Source organism: Rhodococcus sp. C1 (assembly GCF_020809065.1).
Lineage (GTDB): Bacteria > Actinomycetota > Actinomycetes > Mycobacteriales > Mycobacteriaceae > Rhodococcus_F > Rhodococcus_F qingshengii.
Genome location: NZ_CP078080.1, coordinates 6,236,709 through 6,256,525 on the forward strand (window position 1 = coordinate 6,236,709; position 19,817 = coordinate 6,256,525).

General features: G+C 62.9%; 21 protein-coding genes. 8 read left to right on the plus strand and 13 right to left on the minus strand.

From position 1 onward, the window contains the following. Positions 1–1,002 (minus strand): PHP domain-containing protein, encoded by a 1,002-nt coding sequence (locus KTR60_RS28830; RefSeq protein ID WP_003942580.1) that lies wholly within the window; start codon positions 1,000–1,002, stop codon positions 1–3. A 60-nt stretch (positions 1,003–1,062) separates the two neighbouring features. Between KTR60_RS28830 and KTR60_RS28835 the strand changes: the two genes are divergently transcribed. Beyond that, positions 1,063–1,473 (plus strand): TIGR03668 family PPOX class F420-dependent oxidoreductase, encoded by a 411-nt coding sequence (locus tag KTR60_RS28835; protein WP_030537452.1) that lies wholly within the window; start codon positions 1,063–1,065, stop codon positions 1,471–1,473. A gap of 144 nt (positions 1,474–1,617) precedes the next feature. Then, positions 1,618–2,370 (plus strand): cyclase family protein, encoded by a 753-nt coding sequence (locus KTR60_RS28840; RefSeq protein ID WP_172403480.1) that lies wholly within the window; start codon positions 1,618–1,620, stop codon positions 2,368–2,370. Here KTR60_RS28840 and KTR60_RS28845 read toward each other — a convergent pair. From KTR60_RS28845 to KTR60_RS28860, 4 genes are all read right to left on the minus strand, one after another. Then, complete coding sequence (locus tag KTR60_RS28845) at positions 2,359–3,915, minus strand: GGDEF domain-containing protein (protein WP_065456423.1); 1,557 nt, start codon at positions 3,913–3,915, stop codon at positions 2,359–2,361. The two genes, KTR60_RS28840 and KTR60_RS28845, sit on opposite strands and share 12 nt — an antisense overlap. 119 nt (positions 3,916–4,034) lie before the next feature. After that, positions 4,035–4,943 (minus strand): metal ABC transporter permease, encoded by a 909-nt coding sequence (locus KTR60_RS28850; RefSeq protein WP_228401542.1) that lies wholly within the window; start codon positions 4,941–4,943, stop codon positions 4,035–4,037. 3 nt (positions 4,944–4,946) lie between these two features. Continuing rightward, positions 4,947–5,678 (minus strand): metal ABC transporter ATP-binding protein, encoded by a 732-nt coding sequence (locus tag KTR60_RS28855; RefSeq protein WP_047272639.1) that lies wholly within the window; start codon positions 5,676–5,678, stop codon positions 4,947–4,949. Next, the gene (locus KTR60_RS28860; protein WP_228401543.1) at positions 5,675–6,601 is read right to left on the minus strand and encodes a metal ABC transporter substrate-binding protein; all 927 of its coding nucleotides are present in this window, start codon (positions 6,599–6,601) and stop codon (positions 5,675–5,677) included. Before KTR60_RS28860 ends, KTR60_RS28855 begins: the two co-directional genes overlap by 4 nt. 77 nt (positions 6,602–6,678) lie before the next feature. Here KTR60_RS28860 and KTR60_RS28865 point away from each other — a divergent pair, with 77 nt between their 5' ends. The 3 genes from KTR60_RS28865 to KTR60_RS28875 all read left to right on the plus strand — a co-directional run bounded on the left by KTR60_RS28865 (position 6,679) and on the right by KTR60_RS28875 (position 9,305). Then, positions 6,679–7,356 carry an SDR family oxidoreductase gene (locus KTR60_RS28865; protein WP_003942455.1) on the plus strand — a complete coding sequence of 226 codons (678 nt, stop codon included), beginning with the start codon at positions 6,679–6,681 and terminating at the stop codon, positions 7,354–7,356. A gap of 138 nt (positions 7,357–7,494) precedes the next feature. Next, positions 7,495–8,403, plus strand: coding sequence for a TIGR04222 domain-containing membrane protein (locus KTR60_RS28870; RefSeq protein WP_054826027.1), 909 nt, complete (start codon positions 7,495–7,497; stop codon positions 8,401–8,403). After that, a complete protein-coding gene (locus KTR60_RS28875) occupies positions 8,400–9,305 on the plus strand; it encodes a TIGR04222 domain-containing membrane protein (protein WP_228401545.1) in 906 nt (301 codons plus the stop codon). Before KTR60_RS28870 ends, KTR60_RS28875 begins: the two co-directional genes overlap by 4 nt. On the opposite strand, the gene KTR60_RS28880 is transcribed toward KTR60_RS28875, so the two are convergent. From KTR60_RS28880 to pdhA, 5 genes are read right to left on the minus strand one after another with little or no spacing between them, the layout of a single operon-like run. Next, entirely contained in the window at positions 9,237–10,340 is a 1,104-nt protein-coding gene (locus KTR60_RS28880) for a Glu/Leu/Phe/Val dehydrogenase family protein (RefSeq protein ID WP_228401547.1), read from the minus strand. The two genes, KTR60_RS28875 and KTR60_RS28880, sit on opposite strands and share 69 nt — an antisense overlap. A 24-nt stretch (positions 10,341–10,364) precedes the next feature. Then, complete coding sequence (gene lpdA, locus KTR60_RS28885) at positions 10,365–11,759, minus strand: dihydrolipoyl dehydrogenase (protein WP_228401549.1); 1,395 nt, start codon at positions 11,757–11,759, stop codon at positions 10,365–10,367. Beyond that, a complete protein-coding gene (locus KTR60_RS28890) occupies positions 11,759–12,982 on the minus strand; it encodes a dihydrolipoamide acetyltransferase family protein (protein ID WP_228401554.1) in 1,224 nt (407 codons plus the stop codon). Before KTR60_RS28890 ends, lpdA begins: the two co-directional genes overlap by 1 nt. Next, positions 12,979–13,983 (minus strand): alpha-ketoacid dehydrogenase subunit beta, encoded by a 1,005-nt coding sequence (locus KTR60_RS28895; RefSeq protein ID WP_193594716.1) that lies wholly within the window; start codon positions 13,981–13,983, stop codon positions 12,979–12,981. The genes KTR60_RS28890 and KTR60_RS28895 overlap by 4 nt, the downstream gene beginning before the upstream one ends. Before the next feature lie 2 nt (positions 13,984–13,985). Continuing rightward, positions 13,986–15,113, minus strand: a complete 1,128-nt coding sequence (pdhA, locus tag KTR60_RS28900) for a pyruvate dehydrogenase (acetyl-transferring) E1 component subunit alpha (protein WP_228401556.1) — start codon at positions 15,111–15,113, stop codon at positions 13,986–13,988. 154 nt (positions 15,114–15,267) lie between these two features. On the opposite strand from pdhA, the gene KTR60_RS28905 reads away from it, so the two are divergent. The 3 genes from KTR60_RS28905 to KTR60_RS28915 are packed head-to-tail and all read left to right on the plus strand — an operon-like array spanning position 15,268 to position 16,932. Next, positions 15,268–15,738, plus strand: coding sequence for an Lrp/AsnC family transcriptional regulator (locus KTR60_RS28905; RefSeq protein WP_020971454.1), 471 nt, complete (start codon positions 15,268–15,270; stop codon positions 15,736–15,738). Between the two features lie 46 nt (positions 15,739–15,784). Continuing rightward, positions 15,785–16,609 carry a DUF692 domain-containing protein gene (locus KTR60_RS28910; RefSeq protein WP_228401558.1) on the plus strand — a complete coding sequence of 275 codons (825 nt, stop codon included), beginning with the start codon at positions 15,785–15,787 and terminating at the stop codon, positions 16,607–16,609. Continuing rightward, a complete protein-coding gene (locus KTR60_RS28915; protein ID WP_228401560.1) occupies positions 16,606–16,932 on the plus strand; it encodes a hypothetical protein in 327 nt (108 codons plus the stop codon). Before KTR60_RS28910 ends, KTR60_RS28915 begins: the two co-directional genes overlap by 4 nt. Here the strand turns inward: KTR60_RS28915 and KTR60_RS28920 are convergent. From KTR60_RS28920 to KTR60_RS28930, 3 genes are all read right to left on the minus strand, one after another. Further along, positions 16,921–17,715, minus strand: coding sequence for a family 1 encapsulin nanocompartment shell protein (locus KTR60_RS28920; protein WP_003942478.1), 795 nt, complete (start codon positions 17,713–17,715; stop codon positions 16,921–16,923). The genes KTR60_RS28915 and KTR60_RS28920 overlap by 12 nt on opposite strands. Then, positions 17,712–18,770, minus strand: coding sequence for a Dyp-type peroxidase (locus tag KTR60_RS28925; RefSeq protein ID WP_042447536.1), 1,059 nt, complete (start codon positions 18,768–18,770; stop codon positions 17,712–17,714). Before KTR60_RS28925 ends, KTR60_RS28920 begins: the two co-directional genes overlap by 4 nt. 68 nt (positions 18,771–18,838) lie before the next feature. After that, entirely contained in the window at positions 18,839–19,795 is a 957-nt protein-coding gene (locus KTR60_RS28930; protein WP_228401561.1) for an SMP-30/gluconolactonase/LRE family protein, read from the minus strand. Between the last annotated feature and the right edge of the window lie 22 nt (positions 19,796–19,817).

Here is a 19,817-nt window from a genome sequence, read left to right on the forward strand (position 1 = left end):
TCAATTGCCTGCCCACTCCAAAAGATCTTCGGCGGTCCAGGTATTGATCACCCGATCGGCTTCGACACCGCACTTTTCGGCCCGGTCACAGCCGTAGCCCTGCCAAGCCAGCTGACCGGGGGCATGGGCGTCAGTGTCGATGGAGAAAAGACAATCGAGATCGCGGGCCAACTCGATCAGACGCGAAGGCGGGTCACGACGCTCCGGTCGGGAATTGATCTCAACGGCTGTGCCTGATTCGCGGCAGGCCTCGAACACTTTCTCCGCGTCGAACTGCGACTCGGGCCGGGTTCCGCGAGCACCCTCGACAAGACGCCCGGTGCAGTGTCCGAGAATATCGACACGCGGGTTTCGCACTGCAGCAAGCATTCTGCGGGTCATCGCCTCACGTTCGGACCGCAGCTTGGAGTGGACGCTCGCCACCACGATGTCGAGTTCGTCGAGCAGATCGGGATCCTGGTCGAGTGAACCGTCCTCGAGGATGTCCACCTCGATTCCCGTGAGAATGCGGAAGGGAGCCAATTCGGCATTCAACCCGGCTATCACGTCGAGTTGAGACCGTAGGCGCTCCGCGGACAGCCCGTTGGCAACTGTGAGGCGAGGCGAATGGTCGGTGAGGGCGCAGTAGTCATGGCCGAGTGCTGCTGCGCGTCGCATCATTTCTTCGATGGGGCTTCCACCATCGGACCAGTCGGAGTGGGTGTGGAGGTCGCCGCGGAGGGCTTGTCGCAATGGGCTGTCGCCGATGGGCTCAGCCTGCCCCCGCAGTTCCTCGAGATACTCGGGGATGCCGTCGTACGACTGAGCGATAATCGTGGCAGTCTTCGGCCCGATGCCGGTGAGGGCCTTCCAACTGTCGGCTTTCCGGCGAGACTCCTTCTGCTCGTCGGACAATCCTGAAAAGACCTCCGCAGCTCGGCGATAGGCCTTGACGCGGTGCGTTTCAGCGCGTGATCGTTCGAGCCAGTAGGCGATCTCCCGAAGCGCTTCATCCGGTTCCATGAGACCACTGTTCCGTCAGCAGCGGCTCGCGGCAACCCTTGATCCCCTTACGCTGTGAATATGGACGACCCGAGAGCACGATTTGAAGCCGCGCGGGTGGCTCACCTGGCAACGGCAGATGCGGCCGGCGTTCCGCACATCGTGCCGCTGGTATTCGTCTTGGTCGGCGGCACCGTCTATTCCTGTGTCGACCACAAACCGAAAACCACGACCGCTCTTCGCAGGCTCCGGAACATCACCGAGACGGGGCGCGCAAGCCTGCTGGTCGATCATTACGACGACGACTGGTCCGCGCTCTGGTGGGTCCGCGTCGACGGACATGCGGAGGTTCTCGACCCCGGCACCAAGGAGTCCGAGAGCGCGATCGATGCTTTGGCCGCAAAGTATCCGCAGTACGTAGATCACCGACCGCACGGACAGGTCATAGCTGTCCGCGATGTGGAGTGGTCGTCGTGGTCCGCAGCAGCCTAAGGTTCTGTCCTAGTGTTCAAGGAGCGAAAGTGATTGCAACACTCTCAATTCGGACAAATTGGCGGGGGATCGATGAAACGACGGCAGTTACTTCAGCGCGCAGCCACAGGTCTGGCGCTGGTAGCGGGACCTCAGGTGATCGACATGGGTAGCAGTTCCGGAAGCAGTCAAGACGCAACAAGCCCGTTGAACGAACAGTTGTCGGTTGTTTCGCTCTCACACGTGAACGACCCGGCGACGACACCGGTTTTTCCAGGCGACCCCGAGTTCACTCTCGACACAGCGGCCACCATCGCAAACGACGGCTACTACCTCCAGTACGTCAAGGAAGGTGAGCACACGGGCACGCATTGGGGCGCACCCGCACACTTCCAGGAAGGCGGCCTCACAGCCGACCAACTCGATCCGGCGGACCTCTTCCTCCCCGCAGTGAAGATCGACATCCGGGACAAGGCTGCCGCCGATTCGGACTATGCGCTCACGGTCGCGGACCTGCAGGAATGGGAAACGCGCAACGGCAAGATCCCCGATGGAGCGGCCGTAGTTCTCTGGACCGGGTGGGAATCGCGCTGGGGTAGCGAAGAATATGCCAACTCCGATGCCGAGGGCGTCACCCACCAGCCCGGCTTCTCGGTGGACGCGGCGCGGTGGCTGATAGACACCGGCCGTTTGGGCACCCGCGGAGCATTGGGAACCGACACGTTCGGTCCCGACCTCGGAAACGACGAAACCTACCCCGTCTCGACAATCCTGTACGACAAGCATCGAATCAGCCTGGAGAACTTGAACAATCTTGCCGCCCTGCCAACCACCGGGGCTAGCATCCTTGTCGGTGGTGCGATCAACAAGGCCGGATCGGGTTCACCGGCAACGATTTTCGCACTACTACGGCGATAACCATTTGCGACGGTCGCCGTAGACAACGACCGCTCCCTTCCCACTTCTCTTCGCCTCGTACATCGCCGCATCGGCCTGGCGAAGAAGAGTGTGCGCGCTGAGCGGTTCGTCCCCGAACTCGAACTGCGCGGACTCGAAATGCGCGACACCAACGCTCGCACCCACCGACACCGATGTGTCTGCCGTCTGATCGGACCTGAGCGCGTCGACGATCCGGCGAGCCACGACGACGGCGTCGTCGATCGTGCCCTGCAGGAGCACTGTGAACTCGTCGCCACCGAATCGAGCGACAAACGCACCCTCGGGAACCGCTTCGCGCAGACGTGCTGTGAGAGCAACCAGTAACCGGTCGCCGGCCGGGTGCCCGTATCGATCGTTGATCTGTTTGAAGTCGTCCAGATCGACAAGCATCAGCACCCAATCGGAGTTCGTGTGGCGATAGTTTTCGATGGCGCTCGCAAAGTGTTCGTCGAACGCGGCCCGGTTTGCAAGCTCGGTGAGTGGGTCGTGATGTGCTCGGTACCTCAGCTCGTCCTGGGCAGCGGAGATCTGTTGGAGGAGCGCGTCGTTCTCGAGGAGCGTGAGTATTTGGCGCACCAGCGCGAGAACCAACACGCCGACGCCGAGTATCACGACCACGGCATCGAGGTTGCCGACGATCAGCGCCTGAACAGTCACGATCGTCGCGATCACCGCGATCAACAGATACGGCAGCAGCAACTGAGTCCGATCGCTTCGCCACTGCTGTGGCGCGTTGCGGTTCCGAGGCTCGGTTCGCTTCGTCAGCGCCGCCAAGGCGATCAACGGCGGCCCCGCGATGAACCCGGCATCGGCGATGGTCGGCATACTCTCGGCGCCGATCGCCACCAAGTACGCGTACAGGCTGTCCGATAGGGAGAGCATCACCAACCCGCACCCGAGGAACGTCAGCGGTTCACGGATCTCTGCTACGGCCTTCGGTCCGATGACCATCAGCAAGACCATGGCGATCAGAACGAAGTCGGTGATCGGATACATCACCGCGACAAGAAACCCGAGAGATCCCGTCGGACCGGTATGAACGACGGCGCCCAGGGCCGTTGTCCACGTGAGGATGAACAATCCACCGACAACGACAAGACCGTCGAGCGTCAGCACGAGCCAGAGATGGATCGGACCGATCGCCTCACGCCGGGGCGACTGACGCACCAACGACAGAAGCGCCGGCACGGCGAACACCGGGAACATGAAGAAACCGATATCCGCGATCGACGGCGACGGAAGTGGAACGTGGAGAACCGAGCGGTAGAACGCCCAGAAGAACATCCCGAGAGTCCAGCCGGCCATACCCAGAGCCATCAGAGTTCGCCAACGACGCTCGACGCCGTGATAGCGCCGCGATGTCCACCAACAGACCGCAGTTGCGGTGGCTCCGCCGACGAGCTGGGCGATATCGTCCACCAGAACCGAAGTTCGTGGGCTGAGCAGCCCGGATCCGGCGAGAGCGATGACCGCGACAACGACGCCGAGAACCAGCCACGTGCGTCGCGCTCGGAACTGCGTCATCGAAGAACCCATCGGTGTTCAAGGCGTCACCACCGATCGTCTTGCAGCCGGCATCGTTGCGGCCGGAATGTTGTGGTGACGAATGCCCGTACGAACCTACCCGATTTGGTAGCGGATTGTTAACTGGACGAACGATCAGGAAGGCTCGTACGCCCCGCGGCGCTGTATTCCGCTCGGGTCCTACGCCGCTGCGAGGTCCATTTCGCGATCACCCCTTGCGATGGGCTGAACAGGTACACCAGGGCGAATACGATGCCCTGCGTCATCACAACCATGCCCCCGGAAGCTGTGTCGAGGTAGTAGCTGACGTAGATACCCGTAATCGCGCAGATCGCGGAAACGACGGGAGCTATCACCAGCATCCGCGAGAACTTGTCAGTGAGAAGGTAGGCCGTCGCGCCGGGGATGATCAGCATCGCCACCACCAGCACGACGCCGACGGCTTGCAACGCCACAACGGACGTGAGTGCGAGGACGCCGAGTAGCAGCGCACCCAGGCGCTTGGGCGAAAGACCTATCGCGTTCGCATGGATCGGGTCGAAGGCGAACAACGTCAGATCACGACGCTTGATCAACAGAATGCTCAACGCCAACGCGCCGAGTATCGCGACCTGCAGAAGATCAGACGAGCTCACCCCCAGCAGGTTGCCGAAAATGATGTGGTTGAGATCGGTCTGGCTGGGGGTCACCGAGATGAGAACCAAACCGAACGCAAAGAGAGTCGTGAAGACGATACCGATCGCGGCGTCTTCCTTGACGCGGCTGGTGTTACGGATCAGTCCGATCAGGGCTACGGCGATCAACCCGAAGATCAAGGCCCCGATCGCAAATGGAGCGCCGACGACGTAAGCGAGGACAACACCCGGCAGCACGGCGTGCGAGACGGCGTCGCCCATCAACGACCACCCGATGAGCACCAACCAACAACTGAGCACCGCGCAGACAACCGCTGCCACAACCGCAACGGCCAACGCGCGCACCATGAATCCGTACTGGAGAGGATCAAGTAGGAGTTCTACGAGGTTCATCGATCAGGTCCTGTCCATCACGTCGAGACCGAAAGCCAGGGCGAGGTTTTCCGGTTGCAGCACGGTGTCCGGGTCGGAATGCACCAGGACCTTGCGCATGAGCAGTACCGCCTCGTCGCAGAGTTTCGGCACAGCGTGGAGATCGTGGGTCGAGACCAAGATCGACCGGCCGTCGGAGGCCAACTCTCGTAGCAGCATCGAAATCGTTGCCTCGGAACGCTTGTCGACGCCCGCAAACGGCTCGTCCAGCAACAGTATCGACGCGTCCTGCGCGATGCCGCGTGCGACGAACGCGCGCTTCTTCTGACCACCCGAGAGCTGACCGATCTGACGATCCGCAAATTCGGTGAGTTCCACCCGCTCGAGGGCCTCTGCCACCGCCTCGCGATCTGCACGCCGCGGACGTCGCAAGAACCCGAGGTGGCCGTACCTGCCCATCATCACGACGTCACGGACGCTGATCGGGAAGGTCCAGTCGACGTCTTCACTCTGCGGCACGTATCCGACGCGGCCGCTCTTGCGCGCAGTGGCTGCGTCGAGACCGGCGATTCTGACAGAACCGTTGTCCGGCTTGATCATCCCCATGATCACTTTGAACAGAGTCGACTTTCCTGAACCGTTCATACCGATCAGTCCGCAGACGCTACCCGAGTTCAACGTCAGATCGACGTGGTCCAGTGCGTGGACCTCGCCGTAGTGAACGCTGACGTTTTCGACGCGAATGGCATCGTTCATGATTTACCGCCGGTCAGACCGCCGAGGATGACGTCGGTGTCGTGGCGAATCATGTCCAGGTAGGTGGGCACGGGACCGTCGGCTTCGGACAGCGAATCGACGTACAGCGTTCCGCCGAACTTCGCGCCGGTCGCCCCGACAACCTGCTGCATGGGGGCATCCGAGACCGTCGACTCGCAGAAGACGGCGGGAACGGAATTGGCTCGGACGAAGTCGATCGCGGCAATGATCTGCTGCGGCGTCGCCTGCTGCTCGGCATTGACCGGCCAGATGTACGCCTCGCTGAGTCCCGCGTCCCTGGCCAGATAGGAGAACGCACCCTCGCAACTGACAAGTGCGCGCTGACCTGCGGGCAATGCCGCCAGCCCACTGACCAGGCCGTCCTGAACTGCTTGCAGTTCCGCCTTGTACTTCGCGCCGTTCTCCGCAAATGCCGAGGCGTTGTCCGGGTCGAGGTCGCTGAAAGCAGTCACCATGTTGTCGACGTAGATCTGTGTATTCAGCGGAGACATCCATGCATGCGGATTGGGCTTGCCCGCATACGCGTCGCCGGCGATCGGAATGCCTTCGACGCCGTCGCTGACCACGACGTGTGGCACGTCCAGTCCGTTGACGAATTTCGCGAACCACGCCTCGAGGTTCATGCCGCTGTCGAGGATCAGATCGGCTTCGCTCGCCCGCCGAATGTCTCCGGGCGTCGGCTCGTAGCCGTGAATTTCGGCCCCCGCCTTGGTGATCGACTCGACGCGAAGATGATCGCCGGCAACGTTCTGGGCGATGTCCGACAGCACGGTGAACGTGGTGAGCACCACCGGGCGGTCGTCGTCGGAGCCAGAACTCACCGCAGAACAGCTGGACAGAAGCAGGGCGGCGAGGGCGGCAATTCCCAGGCGGCGGAAGTTCTTCGCGTCGCGTGTCGTCATGGTCGAACTCTAATATGTGGGTAAACAAATACACAAGTTCGTCTCGCCGAACAATCTCCACTCGATAGGCTCGGGCCATGCGTCCTACTGCCTTGATCACCGGTTCCAGTCGCGGCCTCGGAGCTGCCATCGCACGCGAACTGGCGCCGACACACGACCTGCTGCTCGGTGCACGATCCGCGCAGGCCCTCGAGCCGATCTGCGCCGAACTGCCCGGATCGACGCCTCTACCCCTCGACCTCACGGACTACGACGCCGTCGCCGCCGCCGCCTCGTCCATCACGACGCTCGACGTGCTGGTACACAACGCCGGCGTGGCCGACATCGGAACCATCGAGGAATCCTCGGTCGATCAGTGGCGACGCACCCTCGAGGCAAACGTCATCGCCGTCGCCGAACTCACGCGGGTTCTCCTGCCCGCGCTTCGTGCGGCCGGAGGTCACGTCGTGCTGATCAATTCGGGTGCCGGACTGCGCGCCAACGCCGGTTGGGGCTCGTATGCGGCCAGCAAGTTCGCCCTGCGCGCTTTCGGAGATGCGTTGCGCCTGGAAGAGCCGGCACTTCGGGTCACCTCCATTCACCCCGGACGGATCGACACCGACATGCAACGCGACATCGTCGCCGGTGAGGGCGACGAGTACGACCCTGAGCGCTTCCTGAAAGCCTCCACTGTGGCGCGTGCCGTACTCACTGCCGTCCAAACACCGTCCGACGCACACCCTACCGAGATCGTGCTTCGACCTACCGGCCGGTAAATCCCCAGTTCGGCGGTAACGGAATGGTGACGATGGCCATCCGGATATCGCTTTTCCGGGCACTGGCCCGATACTGACATCAGTTGTCGGACAAAGAGACTGGACTTGTCTCAGGAGTTCATCGAGAGGTGGTGTGCGATGCATGATCATACGGATACATGGGGGATCCCCAGCCAGACTTTCCTTCAGTGGTACCTGGTGGCGGCTGCCGTCGCGATCGGACTCTCGCTGTACAGCCGAATGACTGCGCGCCGGTCACCGGTGGTCGTCGACGCTGTCCGTCGGCCGCTCACTCCTCCCGAGATCGGTGCCTTGACCAGTGACTACCAAGCGGTGCTGGCGTCGATGGCTATTCTGCGCAGCGCCGAGCTGATCAGCACCGAAGGCAAGACCAAGCTGGCACTCACTGCGGAGGACAAGAATCGTCTCGACTGGTTCACCCGTACGGTGCACAAGCGGCTCGGCAACGGAAAGGTCCCGCTGCGGCAGGTGCGTCTGATGGGACGGCTGAACATCGCACTCGCACAACTACGTACGACGTTGATCGACGAGGGATATTTGCAACGCCAGCAGGACGGTCTGACCGCTGCCCTTCGGACCGTTCCGATCGTGGCGGTCATTGCTCTCGGCGTAGTCCGTCTCGTCGCCGGAATCGCCGGCGGTAAGCCGGTCGGGTTCCTGCTCCTCACCATCATCGTTCTCGCTCTGATGATTCCACTTCTTCGCATCAAGCGTCGTCGGACAGCTTTGGGAGACAGCGAGCTTCGACGCCTCAAGCACGAAAACTCGTACCTCTCACCGAAACTGCGGCCCGCGTACACCAGCTACGGTCCGTCGCTCGCCGGGCTGTCGGCGGCGCTCTTCGGTGCGGGCGCTCTGGTTCTGATCGATCCGGCGCTGGCGGGAGCCGTGGCTGCGGGCGCCGCGTACAGCCCGGGTGGCGGAAGTTCGAGCTACTACAGTTGTGGCTCCTCATCCGGATCATCCGGCTCGGACGGCGGTGGCGGCAGTGGGAGCAGTTGCGGCGGCGGGGGGTGTGGGGGATGAGCACGCATGCAGCCGACACGTGGGGGATCCCCAGCGAGGATTTCCTCTACGGCTACATAGCCGTTGCGGCCACGCTCATGGTTCTCACTCTGGGGTGGCGTCTGATGATCCGGGCACGCCGGCACGGGTACTCAACCGAGCACGGGTATTCCGCCGAGCAACTGACGCCTCCGGAAGTCGGAATGCTCACCGGCGAGTCACGCGCCATCGCAGCATCATTGGCAATCCTGCGTAGCGCTGACCTGATCACCACCGACGGCGCTGTCCTGCGCCCGTTGGGCCCTGGCGACGAGACCCTGGACTGGTACACCCTCACCGTGTACCAGCGCCTGGCCCAGCAGGCTCTACCCCATCGTCGGCGCCAACTCGCCGAGCGTATGACGGTGGAAACAGCTCGCCTACGAAACTCTTTGGCGGACCGGGGATACCTGACCTCCGACAGCACCAGGCGTTCAATCTTTCTCTCCACAGTTCCGCTGAAGATCCTGGTGGCCGTGGGTATCGTCCGCATTGCTTTCGGACTGCACAACGACAAGCCCGTCGAGTTTCTGATTCTCGCCGTACTCGTCACCGGGTTCAGCATCCCGCTGCTCGGGCTCAACTTCGATCGAACCACCTCTGGCAAGGCGGCACGTTCGGAACTGACCACGGCACACGCCTACCTGTCCCCGCGCAACAAGCCTGCCTTCTCCGCCTACGGACCGCGTTTGGCGGGAATGTCCGCTGCTCTCTTCGCCGGTTCGGCGATGCTGATGATCAATCCCGCCTTGGCCTCCGCCGCCGGAATCGGTGCCGACGGCAGCGGAAGTAGCGGGGGTTCGGACGGTGGCGGTTCAGGCGGGGGAGGCAGCAGCTGCAGCGGGGGCGGCGGATGTGGCGGCGGCGGTGGATGCGGGGGATAGCCGCGCCCGGGCGAGCATAAGCGCTGCAGCCTCGGTAGTGATGCCACGTTCCTCGCTCAACGAGTACACCTCGTCCAAGGTTCGACCGATCCCGCGGGTTCGTTCAACGACGTCGTCTTCGTTCCACCCCAGGACTTCTCGCCCCACGAGGTGAAAGGCTCCGCCTGCGTTCGCGACGAAATCAGGGGCACAGAGAACACCGCGGTCTCGCAGAACCTCACCGGCAGCGGCGTCGGTCAAGATGTTGTTTGCTGCGCCCGCCACGGCCAGAGTCGGAATCGACGCAGCCGCAGCGAAATCGATGATGCCTCCCATCGCGCAGGGGGCAAAGAGGTCACACGGTGTTCGGAGGACCTCGCCGGCAGGAACGACCGTGTGCCCCGCGAGAGAAGCCGCCTCGAGGCGCTGCGGGTCCGTATCGGCAACCAGCAGACGTGCGCCAGCCTGCGCTGCGAGACGGACGACGTCGCCGCCGACGGCGCCGAGCCCCTGTACCAGTACCGTTCGGCCGTCGAGTGTTCCGAGTCCTCGGCGACGCGCCGTGGCCTTCATCGCTTCGAACACACCCAGAGCGGTGGCGTGCGCGCTGGAACCGGCGCCACCGTTGTCAACCGAACGCCCGAAGACGTATTTGGTGGTGCGGCTGAGCTGATCCATGTCGGAAGAGTTGGTGTTGACGTCAGGACCAGTCCAGTAGTTTCCTTCGAGCTTGTCGATGTTCTCGGCGTGGATGTCGAGGATACGGGTCCAGGTTGCGGCGTCGATCTGATTGCGCGGTGCAGGTAGCGCTATTACCGACTTCCCGCCACCCATCGGCAGATCGGAGACCGCCATCTTCAAAGTCATTGCGCCGGCCAGCTTCCCGGCGTCCGCCAATGCGTGACCGATGGAGGGAAAGTGAGCGGCCCGCGTGCCACCCGACGCCGGTCCCAGACGGGTGGAGTCGATTCGAATCACGAAAGTCGTGCCGGTCTCCCGATCATGGCGTGTGACGGTCAGTTCACCGTCCCAGCGCAGTTCGTCGTCGATACTCATTGAATCTCCTTTTCTGTCTCCGGGTCAGTTGTGGGCGTGCAGTGGTGTTCCCGCGAGTGCGAGCATGGCCTCGCCCAACGCTTCGTTCTGACTGGGGTGCGCGTGGATGAAACGCCCCACTTCATCGGGAAGTGCTTCCCAGGCAACGGCCAACTGCGCCTCACCGATCAGTTCGCCGACGCGGTCTCCCACCAGGTGAACTCCGACAACAGGGCCTTTCGTTCCGCTTCGAATCACTTTGATTCCGCCGGTAGTTCGCAGGATCTGACTCTTGCCGTTACCTGCCAGGTCGTAGATGACGGTGGAGACGTCGGCGTACTGCGTGCGCGCCACCTCTTCGCCGAGCCCGACCGATGCAACTTCGGGATGTGAGTACGTCACGCGAGGAATCAGGTGTTCGGCGACCGGTATCGGATCCTTGCCGGCAATCTGTTCAGCCACAAAGATTCCTTGTTGGAAACCTCGGTGCGCCAACGCAAGACCGGGCACGATGTCGCCGACCGCGTACACACCGTCCACGGACGTACGGAGGCGTTCGTCGGTGACGACAAATCCCTTGTCGAGGCTGATTCCGCGTTCTTCGAAACCGTTACCGTCCGTGCGAGGTCCGCGGCCGACGGCGACCAACAGTAGGTCGGTGTCGAGTATCGTTCCGTCGCTTAGTTCGATGCGGACGGAACCGGCTGCTTCTTTCGCGGAATCGACCTTTGTGTCTGTCTTACAGACGATTCCACGTTTCCGATATGCCCGCTCCAGCTGCTTCGACGACCACGGATCCTCGGCGGCGATCAGTCGGGGGAGTGCCTCGACGATCGTTACTTCGGCGCCGAACGAGCGCCAGAGGCTTGCGAACTCGACGCCGATGACACCGCCACCGAGTACCGTTGCGCTGGTGGGCACCCGGTCGAGTTCGAGTGCCTGGTCGCTGGTGACGATCCGTCGGCCGAGTTCGATGCCGGGGAGTTCCCGCGGATACGAGCCGGTGGCCAGAACGAGTGATGTTCCGGTGTAGCGGGTTCCGTCGACGTCGATGCTTCGCCCACCGACATACGTCCCGTATCCGTTGACGATGGTGATCTTGTGTTGCGCCAACAAGCCTTGCAGACCGCTGTACAGCCGCTCGACTGTCCCGTTCTTGTAGTCGTGCACCTGCGCGACGTCGATGCCGGCAAAAGATGCCCGGACACCGAATTGCTCACTGGTGCGTGTCGAATCGGCCACCTCGGCGGAATGCAGCAGTGCCTTGGTCGGGATGCATCCGCGGTGCAGGCACGTTCCGCCGACCTTGTCCGCCTCGATCAGCGTGACCGACAACCCGAGTTGGGCGGCGCGGATCGCGCAGGCATAGCCGCCCGATCCTCCACCGAGGATCACGACGTCGCTGTGGGGTTCTGCAGTTGTCATCGGAGCCTTGGTCATCAGAGCCTTCCCAGGACGCGGATCGGGTTCTCGATGTAGTCACCGAACAGCCTCAGGAATCCGCCGGCTTCGCCCCCGTCACAGACGCGGTGGTCGAAGCTCAACGAGATCTGAGTGACCTTACGAACGGTCAACTCGCCGTTCACCACCCACGGCTTGTCGATGATGCGTCCGATCCCCAAAATTGCCGCCTCGGGGTGATTGATGATCGGAGTCGATCCGTCGACCCCGAATACCCCGTAGTTGTTGAGTGTGAACGTGCCGCCGGTCAGGCGGGCGGGTTCGAGCTTGCCGTCGCGGGCAAGGTCGGTGGTCACCCGAAGTGCTTGTGCGAGTTCGACGGTGCTCAGGGCGTCCGCATTTCGAATGACCGGTACCATCAATCCCTTCGGTGTCTGCGCGGCGATCCCCAGGTGGGTGCGGGCGTGTCGGACGATCTCGCCTCGAGCAGTATCGACCGACGAGTTCAGTTCGGGGTACTGCGCCAACGCCGCGATCGTCAGCCGAGCCAGGAGCGCCATCAGGCTGATCTTGTCGGAATCGGGCAGTGACTTGTTGATCTCGGCTCGCGCCGCCAGCAGTTCGGTGGCGTCGACGTCAACCCAGGTTGTTGCGTCCGGGATCTCACGGCGGCTGGTGGACAGCTTGTCGGCCACCACCTTGCGTAGTCCCTTGATCGGGATGCGTTGGTCGCTCACGTGCGACGTTTCCGTCTCCGGGCCGGTGTTCGACCCGGCCTCGACGTCAGCACGCGTTATCACCCCGCCGGCACCCGACCCGGAGAGCAAGGACAGGTCGATATCGTTGTCAAAGGCCAGTTTACGAACGATTGGTGAGATCACGCGTACCGACGGAGCCGCTCTGCGGCGGCGCAGAGGTGCATCCTCGCTGGTGCCGTAGCCGATCAGGACGTTGCCCGAACCGGCGCGTTCCTCTTCGCGGTAGCGCTCGTGGTTGGCCGAAACGACCGCGTCGACACTCTCGCCACCACTCACAGTGATCAGCGGTGTGCCCACCTTCAGGGTGTCTCCGTCTTTGCCGTGTAGTTCGATCACGGTCCCGCCGAACGGGATGGGCACATCCACAGCAGCTTTCGCAGTTTCCACCTCGACGACGATCTGATCGATGGTAACCACGTCGCCTACCTTGACGTGCCACTCCGCGATGTCGGCCTCCGCCAGTCCTTCGCCGAGGTCGGGGAGCATGAAAACCTGATTGCTCATGCCGTCACCGCCCAACGGGTGTCCGGGGCGTCGTTCCACTGCAGACGGTCGACGGCGTCCAGGACCCGGTCGATGCTGGGCAGGTGGTGACGCTCGAGCTTGGGAGCGGGGTAGGGGACGTCGAAGCCGCTGACCCGGAGCACCGGGGCATGGAGATGGTGGAAACACCGTTCCTGCACGCGGGCAGCAATTTCTGCACCCACACCGGCAAAACCCTGCGCTTCCTGGATGACGATGCAGCGTCCGGTCTTTCGCACCGATGCGGTGACCGTCTCGTCGTCGAACGGCACTATCGAGCGGATGTCGATCACCTCGATGTCCCGGCCCTCGGCTGCAGCGGCCTCGGCGGACCTCAGTGCAACGTCCACGGACGGACCGTAGGCGATGAGCGTCGCGTCACGACCGGGGCGACGGACGACGGCGCGACCGATCGGCTCGCGTGCGGTCAGTTCGACATCTGCTCGCGCGAAGTACAGCTTCTTGGGCTCGAGGAAGATCACGGGATCGGGGTCCTCGATCGCCGAACGTAGCAGCGAGTACGCATCTTCCACCGTGGACGGCGCCACAACCTTCAGTCCGGGTGTGTGCGCGTAGTAGCCCTCACTGGAATCACAGTGATGCTCCACCCCGCCGATACCGCCGGCAAAAGGAACACGAATGACTATCGGAATCGACAGCGCGCCCTTGGTGCGGTTGCGGATCTTCGCCACATGGGAGGCGATCTGCTCGAACGCCGGATAGGCAAACGCGTCGAACTGCATTTCCACGACCGGACGAAAACCGGCCATGGCCATGCCGATTGCGAATCCGATGATGCCGGACTCGGCGAGGGGAGTGTCGAAGCATCGGTCGTCGCCGAAGTCGCGGGTGAGGCCGTCGGTGACGCGGAAAACGCCGCCCAGGGTGCCGACGTCCTCACCGAAGACGACAACGTTGTCGTCCGCAGCCAGAGAGTCGCGTAGCGCGGTGTTGAGGGCCTGAGCCATCGTCAGCATGGGCATGGTCAGTGTCCCCCTGTGTCAGCGGCTTCGGCAGCAAGTTCGGTTTCGAGTTGGGCTTGTTGCTCACGCAATTGCGGTGTCTGCTCGGCGAAGACGTACCGGAACAGATCGAGCGGATCGTGCGGGCGGTCGACGTTCATGCCGGCGCGTAGTGTGGCGGCCTCTGCTTCTGCCTCTGCGGTCAGTGATTCCACGAACGCGTCGTCGATCAGATCGTTTGCGCGCAGATACTTTTCGAGACGCGGCAACGGATCTCGCCCGAGCCAGGCTTCCACCTCGGCGCTGTCGCGGTAGCGGGTGGCGTCGTCGGCATTGGTATGTGCGTCGATGCGATAAGTGTGTGCCTCGACGATCACCGGTCCGTTTCCGCTGCGAACGAAGCGCGCTGCCTCGTCCATGACGGCCATCATCGCGACGGGATCGTTGCCGTCTACCTGCTCGCTGCCGATCCCGTAGCCGACGCCCTTGTGCGCCAACGTCGGTGCTGCGCTTTGGCGCGACAGTGGCACGCTGATCGCAAATCCGTTGTTCTGCACCAGAAAGATCACCGGCGCTTTGAAGACGGCGGCGAAGTTCAGCGCCTCGTGGAAATCGCCCTCACTGGTGGCGCCGTCACCACAGAGCGCCAAGGCGACGGTGTTCAAGCCCCGTCGAGACTCCCCGTATGCCACTCCGGCTGCATGCAGCAATTGCGTTGCCAGCGGGGTGCACTGCGGCGCACTGCGCAGTGCGACCGGGTCGTATCCGCAGTGCCAGTCGCCGGCGAGCATGCTCAGAATCTGCACCGGATCGACACCCCTGGCGGCCAACGCCATCGAATCCCGGTAGGTGGGGAAGAGCCAGTCACTCGGCTCCAGACTCATCGCTGCCGCGATCTGACATGCCTCCTGCCCTCGCGAGGACGGATACACGGCCAGGCGCCCCTGTTTGGTCAGCGCCGTAGCCTGCTGGTCGAAACGCTTGCCCAGGAACATCTTTCGATACATCGCGATCAGGCGATCGTCGCTCGGTTTTGCGTAGCGGGCCTCGCTGCGCGTCAGTTCTCCGGCAGGGTCGAGGTACTGCACCGCAGAATCGGCCGGCAGGAACTTCTGATACCGCAGTTCCCCCAAGGGCTCGACAAGTGTCACTTCTACCTCCAGAAGACGTTGTGTCCATCAGTATTCGCACTTCGGCGACGTAATGGCAGCAAGCGTCGAGGATTCAAGACAAACGGCCTATCATGAGGATTCGGGCAGCAATATGTCCATCAACCGACTCGACTACCGAACCAGGAATGGACAGATGGCCACCGAACCGCACGCTCTCGATGCGATCGACCGCCGCATCATCGCCGAACTGGTCGCAGACAGTCGCATCTCCATGCGTGCACTGGCTGAAAAGGCGCACATATCCCGCGCTCACGCCTACGTCCGCATCGAAAGGCTCGAGGACGCCGGAATCATCACCGGATTCACGACGCGGATCGCCCATGAGAAGGCCGGACTCGGCTCCTCGGCGTACGTGGCACTCTCGATCCGGCAGCACTCGTGGCGAGGTCTGGCGGCGTCCTTGAAGGCCCTGCCGTTTGTCGAGCACTTCTCCCTCCTCGGCGGCGACTTCGACGTTCTGGTGCTGGTTCGAGCCCCGGACAACCAGGAACTACGCCACACCGTTCTCGAAGAACTCCAGGGACTCGACGGGGTTCTCTCGACCAAAACGTGGCTGATCTTCGAAGAAGGCAACGGTCCGGGACCCAACTGGTTGCCCGGCTGACCCGTCTATAGTCGCCGTTAGCAGTTGCACACGGGAGGTGACTCGAATGACCCTGCACGGCCTGGGAATCGGTTGGCGCCCCGAGGTCTCCGGAATCATCGCGCAACTCGACGGCCTGGCATTCTGCGAAGTCATTGCCGAATCCGTCGGAAACGAGATACCGCCGCACCTCGGCTCGCTGGGAGTTCCGGTGATCCCGCACGGAATCTCGCTCTCACTTGGCGGGGCCGAGGCGGTAGATCAGGCACGGATCGATCACCTTGCGCGTGCATCCCAGCTACTGGGCGCTCCCTTGGCGAGCGAGCACATCGCATTCGTGCGTGCAGGCGGCATCGAGGCCGGCCACCTGCTCCCACTTCCGCGCACCTACGAAGCCGTCGACGCCCTGGTACGCAACATCACCCGGACTCAGGACGGTCTACCGGTGCCGTTCGCCGTCGAAAACGTTGCCGCCCTGTTCGACTGGCCGAACGACGAGTTGACCGAAGGGGAGTTTCTCGCGGAGATCGTCGAGCGCACCGGAGCCCTGCTGGTTCTCGACATCGCGAACGTCTATGCCAATGCCCTCAACCGAGGGCGTGATCCCTGGGCCGAGCTGAGCCGGCTACCACTCGAGCGAATCGCATACTGCCACATCGCCGGTGGCAGCATCAGCGACGGCAAATACCACGACACGCACACCGATCCGGTACCCGAAGCCGTGCTGGAACTCCTTGCGCAGTTCACCGCCGCCGGTCACCATCCCGCGATCATGCTCGAGCGCGACGGAAACTATCCGCCGGCACTGGAATTGCTCGACGAGCTCGATGCCATCGCCGACGCAGCAGGGCTCGATCGCATCACCGCGGGCACCGATTGGTCACGCACATGAGCCCGCTCGGTGAGCGTCAAGAGGCGCTTATTCGCGCACTGGTGGCGGGTGGCGAACTACCCGAAGGCTTCGACAAAGACGATGCCGCCGTTGTCTCGGCGGCACTGCTCCGAAAGCGCGCAGGAGAAGTGGCGCAACACCTTCCGGTCGTGCGCCACACTCTCGGCGATCGTTATCTTCAGTTGTTCACAGCGTGGGCGGACGGACGGCCGAAGACGTCTTCGCGTTCGGATGCCCAGGCCTTTGTCGCCCATCTCCAGGACATCGGCGAACTGCCTCGCCCGCCCTGGTATCAGAGGTTTCGAAAGCTCTCACGCAAGTGAGACAACAGCTTCGCTGGTGTACATGAGGAACGTCATCGATTCCTGGAAGTACAGCTCGACGGAGTTCGCATCGTGCGAGAGATAGCCGATGGACAGGTCCTGGCCGAGGTGCAATTCGTAGTCACCGCCACGCGTCGACAGCAGGAAAGCGCCGTCGATGGCCGGGGCCCAGATGATCTCGCCGTCGAGTACGCGTCGCAGGTGCTCGCGGATGGGGTAGCCGTGATCGGAGGTCTCGTTGATCGCGGTGAACGCATCTGCATTCAGGAGCAGTGAGTACGGTCCGTTGACACCGGCCAAGCGCAGCGACGTGATCGCCTGGCTGATGGCTTCCGGGTAGTCCTTGGCGTCGATGGGGAGCTTCAGTTCCGGGTTGGAACCGCTGGCCCGCACGCCGGTGATGCTGGCTGCGGGGTATCCCTCGAAGATGGCGCGGTCCTCGGCGAACGCGATCTGCTTGGCCGCGTCCTTGACGGGCTGCCAGTCGGAGTCCTTGGCGCCGCGTTCGACGTCGTCGATGGCCTGACGGCTGACGGTGAACGGGACCCGCAGTTCGATGATCGGCTGGGACTGACGAGCATGTGCGATGACGCCGTCGGCCAAGGGATTGATCGGCACCTGATGCCCGAGTGGGATGGCCGCGAGATCGTCACCCGACGGTCCCTCCACATCCACGACACGACGACCGGCGACGTGACGCTTGAAGGTACGGCTCGCCTCTTCTTCGATCTCGGCCCAGGCTGCTGCCGAAATGGGTGCTAGGTCGCGGTGCAGGTTTGTCATTGCTGGGCACTCCTTTTGAGGCTGCCGATTCCGAGAGAACCGTCAGAGATGGGCGCTGTGAACGTCGCTTCGGGAACGAGCCTGGTCGGCAAGTCCGGGGGATCGTCGAGAAAGTCCGCCGTCGGAACGAAGAAATTGATTCCGGTGACGGCGGTGGAGAAATCGAGAATGCGGTCGTAATTGCCGACGGGATTCCCGATGAACATGTTGGTGAGCATCTGCTCGGTGACCGTCGGCGACGCCGAGTAACCGATGAAATAGGTACCCATCTCAGCGGAGCCGACGTGGCCGAACGGCATGTTGTCGCGCAGAATCTGGATCTGCTCACCGGATTCGTCTTCGATGACGGTGAGTGCGGTGTGGGAGTTGGCCGGCTTGGTGTCGTCGTCCATCTCGAGATCTTCGAGCTTGGAGCGTCCGATGACGTTCTCCTGCTCCTCGACGGGCAGGGAGTTCCACTCCGACATGTCGTGGAGGTACTTCTGGACGATGACGTAACTGCTGCCTGCGAAATCCGGATCCTCGTCACCGACGGTGACCGCGACGTAAGCGGCCTGCCCGGACGGGTTCTCGGTACCGTCGACAAAACCCATGAGGTCGCGTTGCTCGAAATACTTGAACCCGTGGACCTCGTCGATCACCGACGCGGCCCCGGCCAACCTGTTGGTCACGACCGTGGCGAACTCGAAGCACAGGTCCATCTGACGGGCCCGGATGTGAAACAACAGATCGCCCGGCGTGCGCGGGGCGTGGTGTTTGTCACCGGTCAACTCGACGAACGGATGCAATTCCGCCGGCCGTGGACCGTCGAAAAGTCGATCCCACGCATCCGAACCGATGCCGACGACGGCAGCCAAGCCACCGGCGGGAACCCGGAATCCGATCGAGCGTTGCAGCCCGGAAATATCCGCCAGAACGTCGTGAACTGCCTGCTCACCACCCTCGTCGATGGTGAAAACCAGGAAGATCGCAGCTTCCGTGAGCGGGGTCAGCAACGGCTGCGGTATCGCGGGAAGGGCCACTTCGGCCTCGTCGATCTCACTCGTTTCCGCCATGCAGACCAGTATGGACGATTCCGGCAGTCCCGGCATCAGTAGTGGGTAAGTCGCGTCAGGGTGTCGCGTCAGGGTGTTGCGGCCTGGGCGCCCGCGTCGAAGCCGGCCGGAATCTCGAAGATCTTTCCGTCGAACCCGGCGCGGTAGAGATGCCCGGCCGCGAAACCGGAATTGCCACGCCCGTAGGTCAACACACTCGACGCTTGCAGTCCGCTGGTGAGCGAGCAGTACTGGCCGGGTCCGTCGATCCGCCACACCTCACCACTGATGTCCGTGGGAACAATTGCGCGATCTCGCGAGTCCAAGGTCAAACCATCTGGGGCAGAGAAGGTTTCGAAACCACCGAGATCGACCAACGACTCCGAATATCCCGGATTGTCCACGGAGATGCGGCTGACACCCGGGTTTGCGAACGTGCGCGAAACGTAGAGCCAGCGATTATCGGCGCTCAGGGCAGCGCCGTTTGCACTCGGGAAGGTTGCCCACGCCGGGTCGACGGAACCATTCGGGCTGACCTTTCCGATCAGCGAACCGAAATCGTTGGTGGCGTAGATCGTCCCGTCGTGCGCGACGGCAAGGCCGTTTGCAGCGCTCAGACCACCGGCTATCGGCGTCACGGCACCCGAGTTCACGTCCACCCGCGCGACCGACGCAGCACGCGTCAGATCGCCGATCAGCACGCCGGCGTTTGCTCCGGTACCCACCAGCAGTGAACCGTCCGGGCTCCACGCGAGTGCGCCCGCACCGCCGGGAACCGTCGCGATCGGAACTGCGGCCTGACCAGGCCCGTCGACGCGGAAGATCCGCCCACTCACCAGGTCGGTCGTATACAGGCGCCCTTGCCCGTCCACCGTGACACCCTCGAGGGCAGCACCCGGAATCTGGGCGCTGAGTATGGCGGGTGACGATCCAGGGCAAGGCGGAGCGGCGGCGGCACTGGACACGCCCAGAGCCAGAAGCGAACCGGCAACAAGAGCACCGGTGATACCTACCCGAATACCGCGATCGAAGATCCTGGTGCGCATCTGCGCAACGCTAGACCTTCGG

Coding starts and splice junctions, on each gene's coding strand:
- KTR60_RS28835 (WP_030537452.1), top strand. CDS start 1,063: ATGGACGACCCGAGAGCACGATTTGAAGCCGCGCGGGTGGCTCACCTG.
- KTR60_RS28850 (WP_228401542.1), bottom strand. CDS start 4,943: ATGAACCTCGTAGAACTCCTACTTGATCCTCTCCAGTACGGATTCATG.
- KTR60_RS28875 (WP_228401545.1), top strand. CDS start 8,400: ATGAGCACGCATGCAGCCGACACGTGGGGGATCCCCAGCGAGGATTTC.
- KTR60_RS28860 (WP_228401543.1), bottom strand. CDS start 6,601: ATGACGACACGCGACGCGAAGAACTTCCGCCGCCTGGGAATTGCCGCC.
- KTR60_RS28855 (WP_047272639.1), bottom strand. CDS start 5,678: ATGAACGATGCCATTCGCGTCGAAAACGTCAGCGTTCACTACGGCGAG.
- KTR60_RS28920 (WP_003942478.1), bottom strand. CDS start 17,715: ATGACAAACCTGCACCGCGACCTAGCACCCATTTCGGCAGCAGCCTGG.
- KTR60_RS28910 (WP_228401558.1), top strand. CDS start 15,785: ATGACCCTGCACGGCCTGGGAATCGGTTGGCGCCCCGAGGTCTCCGGA.
- KTR60_RS28905 (WP_020971454.1), top strand. CDS start 15,268: ATGGCCACCGAACCGCACGCTCTCGATGCGATCGACCGCCGCATCATC.
- KTR60_RS28915 (WP_228401560.1), top strand. CDS start 16,606: ATGAGCCCGCTCGGTGAGCGTCAAGAGGCGCTTATTCGCGCACTGGTG.
- KTR60_RS28890 (WP_228401554.1), bottom strand. CDS start 12,982: ATGAGCAATCAGGTTTTCATGCTCCCCGACCTCGGCGAAGGACTGGCG.
- KTR60_RS28895 (WP_193594716.1), bottom strand. CDS start 13,983: ATGCCCATGCTGACGATGGCTCAGGCCCTCAACACCGCGCTACGCGAC.
- KTR60_RS28870 (WP_054826027.1), top strand. CDS start 7,495: ATGCATGATCATACGGATACATGGGGGATCCCCAGCCAGACTTTCCTT.
- KTR60_RS28925 (WP_042447536.1), bottom strand. CDS start 18,770: ATGGCGGAAACGAGTGAGATCGACGAGGCCGAAGTGGCCCTTCCCGCG.
- KTR60_RS28840 (WP_172403480.1), top strand. CDS start 1,618: ATGGGTAGCAGTTCCGGAAGCAGTCAAGACGCAACAAGCCCGTTGAAC.
- KTR60_RS28830 (WP_003942580.1), bottom strand. CDS start 1,002: ATGGAACCGGATGAAGCGCTTCGGGAGATCGCCTACTGGCTCGAACGA.
- KTR60_RS28930 (WP_228401561.1), bottom strand. CDS start 19,795: ATGCGCACCAGGATCTTCGATCGCGGTATTCGGGTAGGTATCACCGGT.
- KTR60_RS28845 (WP_065456423.1), bottom strand. CDS start 3,915: ATGACGCAGTTCCGAGCGCGACGCACGTGGCTGGTTCTCGGCGTCGTT.
- KTR60_RS28880 (WP_228401547.1), bottom strand. CDS start 10,340: ATGAGTATCGACGACGAACTGCGCTGGGACGGTGAACTGACCGTCACA.
- lpdA (WP_228401549.1), bottom strand. CDS start 11,759: ATGACCAAGGCTCCGATGACAACTGCAGAACCCCACAGCGACGTCGTG.
- KTR60_RS28865 (WP_003942455.1), top strand. CDS start 6,679: ATGCGTCCTACTGCCTTGATCACCGGTTCCAGTCGCGGCCTCGGAGCT.